3 protein-coding genes and 2 pseudogenes are annotated in these 4751 nt (G+C 69.0%); all 5 read right to left on the bottom strand.

Annotation, left to right across the window (positions count from 1 at the left end):
• Window positions 1-77 (bottom strand): annotated as a pseudogene (locus tag ABT106_RS31140) (ATP-binding protein); the annotation flags it as partial.
• A complete protein-coding gene (locus ABT106_RS31135; RefSeq protein WP_267717654.1) occupies window positions 58-612 on the bottom strand; it encodes a DUF742 domain-containing protein in 555 nt (184 codons plus the stop codon). The pseudogene ABT106_RS31140 and the gene ABT106_RS31135, both read right to left, overlap by 20 nt.
• Window positions 613-705: 93 nt before the next feature.
• Window positions 706-1119 (bottom strand): roadblock/LC7 domain-containing protein, encoded by a 414-nt coding sequence (locus tag ABT106_RS31130; RefSeq protein ID WP_267717653.1) that lies wholly within the window; start codon window positions 1117-1119, stop codon window positions 706-708.
• A 10-nt stretch (window positions 1120-1129) separates the two neighbouring features.
• Window positions 1130-4351, bottom strand: a complete 3222-nt coding sequence (locus tag ABT106_RS31125) for a sensor histidine kinase (RefSeq protein ID WP_351284189.1) — start codon at window positions 4349-4351, stop codon at window positions 1130-1132.
• Between the two features lie 292 nt (window positions 4352-4643).
• Window positions 4644-4751 (bottom strand): annotated as a pseudogene (locus tag ABT106_RS31120) (ATP-binding protein); the annotation flags it as partial.

Here is a 4751-nt window from a genome sequence, read left to right as displayed (position 1 = left end):
AAGCCGCCCGCCACCACGATCTTCGCGGAGGTGGTGGAGCGAGGAGCCGCTCCGCCGCTAGAGCTTGCGAAGTCCACTGAGCACCCTTTCGAGCAGTGTCACATCTGGCTGGCCGCCGGCAGACTCGTCGCCGCCGGGCTGATGAATGGCGACAAGGCCCGCCTCCGCCAAGTCGGCGACGAGGATGCGGGCGACACCAAGAGGAATGGAGAGGAGTGCCGAGATCTCCGCGACGGATTTGATCTCCTGGCACAGACGGCAGATGCGCTGGTGCTCGGGCAGCTGCCCTTGCAACCGCGCGGGATCGGCCGTGGTACTGACCAGCGCCTCGATGGCGAGCTGGTAGCGCGGCCGGGTCCGGCCGCCGGTCATCGCGTACGGACGCACCAGCGGATTGTGGGCCTTCGGAGCGGGCTGACGCGCGGCGCGCGGCGGCTGCTGCGGAGGCACCTGGGGCTGCTGGTACTGCGGGGGCTGCCCGTACGGCTGCTGGTACGGATTGTGCTCCGACACGGGCCGGCTGGGAGCAGACGGGAAGTTGAAGCGGTTCTGGTCGTGCCCACCCTGCGGCTGCTGCGCGCCGCCATAGGGATGTCCTCCGGGTGTTGTCACGTTTCCTCCTCCGACTCCAAATACGCGGTGCTCCCTGTGGTACCGCGCCACCGCACCCTATGGTGCGATGGCGCGAAACGCACTGCCTGTCTGCTAGTTGAGCAGGCTTCCCTGGAGCTCGGCGCGCAGGTCCGGGGTGAGGACACTGCCCGCGCGATCCACCAAAAGTGCCATCTCGTAGCCCACGAGGCCGATGTCACACTCGGGGTGCGCGAGCACCGCGAGGGAGGATCCGTCCGAGACGGACATGAGGAAGAGGAATCCCCGGTCCATCTCGACCACGGTCTGGTTGACGGCGCCGCCCTCGAAGATCCGGGAAGCCCCGGCGGTCAACGAGGTCAGACCGGACGCCACGGCCGACAGCTGGTCGGCGCGGTCGCGCGGGAACCCGTCGGACATCGCCAGAAGCAGTCCGTCGGCGGAGACCACCACCGTGTGCGACACCCCGGGGGTGTTGTCCACGAAATTGGTGATCAACCAGTTCAGGTTCTGTGCCGCCTGGCTCATCGGGCTCACACTAACGCTCCTGGTCATAGCTGTTACCTGACTGCTCGGAACCCGCGCTGCGTCCCTGCTGGACACCGCGCCGCAGGTTGCTCAACCTGCCGCGGACGTCCTCCGGGGCGCGGGAGACCTGTGGGCCGCCCTGCGGGGTCGTCTCCGCCGCACCCTCGACCAGGTTGGCCTTGGGTACCCGCCGAGGGAGACCGGACGGGGTGATCCCGCCCGCCTTCGGCTCACGGAGCTTGCCGGCCTGCTGCCAGCGATCGTCATTGCGCGAACGCCAGGCCGCGGTGCCTTCAGTTTCCTCCGGTGCCTTCTCCGGTTCGGCGGGCTGCTGCTGACGCTGCGGCCGCTGCTCGAAGAGGGATCCGGTGGACTCCGCTTCCTTCTGTGCCGGCTGCCACTGCTGCTGGCTGCCGCGCCGCGGCAGACCCGCTCCGGTCATCTTGTGACCGGTGTCGGCAGCGGTGTCCGGACGGTCGAAGCCTACGCGTTCCGGGGCCTGTTCGGCACCGGACGGTGATTCCGATTCGGTCCCGTAATCCTGCTGGTAGGCAGCCGGATACGTGTTCTGTCCGGGCCACTCGACCTCTGCGGACTGGGCGTCATAGCCGCCGTCGTACGCCGGGGCGGCCTGCTGCTGGTCCTGGAAGCCGGCTTCCGGATAGCCGTATCCCTGCTGCGGGTAGGCGTCGAAGCCGGGCTGTGCGCCCTGCTGCTCGTACGGGGCTTCGTAGCCCTGTTCGGGCTGCTGCTCGTAGCCCTGGTACGGCTGATACCCATGTTCAGGCTGGGGTTCCGGATACTCCGGGCCGGGGTACCCCTGCTGCTCCGGCTGCCCCTGCTGACCCGGCTCTCCGTATCCGGCCTGGGCCTCCAGCGCGGCCCGGCGCTCCTCGCGCCCCAGGGAGCGGCCGACCGGGTCGAGGTCGCGGCCTTCCGCGCCCTGCTGGTCGTACCGGGAGTCGTCGAAGCCGAGTTCCGCCGCGGTGCGCAGCGAGGGTGCCTGGAGGGCCTGCTGCGGCTGCGGGGCCTGCTGCTCCGGGATGATCTGGGAGACCGTGAAGTCGTCGTTCGGTACGACCTCGCCACCGCCACCATGGGTGATCGCGTCGGGGAGCATGACCAGCGACGTGGTGCCGGCCGCCTCGCCCGAGGGGCGCAGCTGGACGCGGATGCTGTGGCGGTCCGCCAGCCGGCCGACCACGAACAGGCCCATGCGCTGCGAGATCGCGGCGTCCACCGTCGGCGGGTTGGCCAGCTTGTGGTTGATGTCGGCGAAGTCCTCGGCGGTGAGGCCGATGCCCTTGTCGTGGATCTCGACCATGACGCGGCCGTCGGGCAGACGCGTCGCGTTGACCCGGACCTTGGTCTGCGGGGAGGAGAACGTGGTGGCGTTCTCCAGCAGCTCGGCGAGCAGGTGCACGAGGTCGGTCACGGCCTGGCCGTGGATCTCGGCGTCGGAGACGCCGGAGAGCTCGACGCGCTCGTACTGCTCCACCTCGGAGGAGGCGGCGCGCAGGACGTCGACGAGGGGGACCGGCTGGTCCCAGCGGCGGCCCGGCTCCTCGCCCGCGAGGATGAGGAGGTTCTCGCCGTTGCGGCGCATGCGGGTGGCCAGGTGGTCCAGGCGGAAGAGGTTCTCCAGCTGGTCCGGGTCGGCCTCGTTGTTCTCCAGATCGGTGATCAGGGTCAGCTGGCCCTCGATCAGGGACTGGTTGCGTATGGAGAGGTTCGTGAAGATCGCGTTGACGTTCCCTCGCAGGAGCGCCTGCTCGGCCGCGAGCCGTACCGCTTCCCGGTGGACCTGGTCGAAGGCGCGGGCGACCTCGCCGATCTCGTCCCGGGAGTCGATGGGGATCGGCCGGACACGGGTGTCCACCTTGCCCGGGTCGGTGCGCGAGAGCTGGTCGACGAGCATCGGCAGGCGCTGCTCGGCGATGTCGAAGGCGGCGCTGCGCAGACCGCGCATCGCGCGGCCCATCTGCCGGGCCATGAGGCCCGCCAGGATGAAGGCGGCGAGGAGGGCCAGGACCACGATGGCGCCGTTGGTGATCGCGTCGTTGCGGGCCTCGTCGGAGATCGCGCCGGCGTCCTTGACGGCCTTGTCGAGGAATTCCTTCTCGATCTGGTCGTACCCGTCGAACTTCGCGGTGGCGGCGTACTGCCAGGCGGTGGGCGTGGTGCCGTTCAGGGCCAGCCTGGCCTTGCTGTCGCCGCTGGCGATGGCCTCGGTCATGCCGGTGAGCGCGGAGCCGTTGACCACCGGCGGCGGCCTGAAGGCGGTGCCGGCCTGCTCCGCGGCCGACTTGGCCTCGGCGAGCTTCTCGGCACCTTCCTCGGACTTCTGGCCCATGATCTCTTTGAGGCGGTTGGTGTCCGCCTCGGTGCCCGCGGCGACGTACTCGCCGATGGCGATCTCTTCGAGGTAGGAGTACGAGGAGAAGGCGACGAGCTGGGCCTTGCGGACGTCCTCGTTGGTGCTCGGGCGGACCAGCAGGTGGGTGCCGACCGCGCGCTGCAGCGAGTTCGCCGCCTTGGCCAGCTGGATCGCGTAGACCATGCGGCCGTACGAGGTCACGTTGCCGGTGCCGAGGCCGAGCTCGTTGGCGAACTGCATCAGGTAGTGCTGGACGAGGACGTAGCCCTCTTCGGTGGGGATGGGGCCCAGCGCGCTGGGGAGGTTCTTCTTCGGGGTCTCGATCGCCGCCAGGTAGGCCGACTTGCGGACCGCGTCCAGCTTGGGCTCGTCACCGCGGAACAGCTCCAGGCGGCGTTCCAGGCCCTGCTGCTCCGGCATGTCCTGGACGGCCTTGTCGAACTTGGCCTTGGCCGCGGTGGTCGCGGCGTACGCCTTGGTGACCGCCTCGCTCTTGGTGTCGCCGCTCAGGAGCGGCTCGGCCGTGAGGTCGCGCTCGTTCAGCAGTGCCTGGCTGTACCCGGACGAGGCCTGGACGACCCTGGCTATCTTCTCGGCGTCCTGGGCTTCGTTCCAGGTGTCCACGGAGCCCTTCACCTGGAAGCCGCCCATGACCAGCCCGACGAGCGCGGGGACGAGCAGGATGGCGTTCAGGCGGGTCGGCACGCGCCAGTTGCGGGGCGCGAACCGGCTGGAGCTGCCGCTGCCCGCCGGTGGTTCCACGGGCGCGTCGACGGGCGACACGGCCGCTCTCGGCGGCGGGGTGAAGTTGCCGCGCGCGGGTTCATCCGCGGGGCTTGCGTTGCTTCGCCTCACTCGACCAACAACCTCTCCGCGGTGCTACTAGCTGGTTCGTTGAATTCCAGCACGGTTAACGGCCGTGTTCCAAACAGTTGAAATCGGCCATTCCTAGAGCCTTATGCCCCACATAAATCGGACATAAAGAGCTTCCGGCGGCAAAAATGGGGGAAGTTGTGAGCGTAGCGGCACCAACTGAACGCGCCCTGTGCCCGACCGGCGGCAATTCTCTGTCGAAACGTTATGAACGAGAGGGGCGGGCCGTGTCGCATGACACAACCCGCCCCTCCCGCACGACAGCTGAACCGTGCTATTTGAGCCGCGCCATGAGGGCGTGCTCGACGAGCGTGATGAGGGCGCTCTTGGCGTCCGCGCGGTGGCGGGCGTCGGTGGTGATGATGGGGGCGTCGGGGCCGAT

It is taken from the genome of Streptomyces sp. NPDC002044, from assembly GCF_040296725.1.
Lineage (GTDB): Bacteria > Actinomycetota > Actinomycetes > Streptomycetales > Streptomycetaceae > Streptomyces > Streptomyces antarcticus.
Note: the sequence above shows the minus strand (reverse complement) of the source record. Positions and strands in the feature narration are given on the sequence as shown.

What these genes read in the sequence shown, in the direction of transcription:
- ABT106_RS31130 (WP_267717653.1), bottom strand. Translation starts at nt 1,119, where the DNA reads ATGAGCCAGGCGGCACAGAACCTGAACTGGTTGATCACCAATTTCGTG.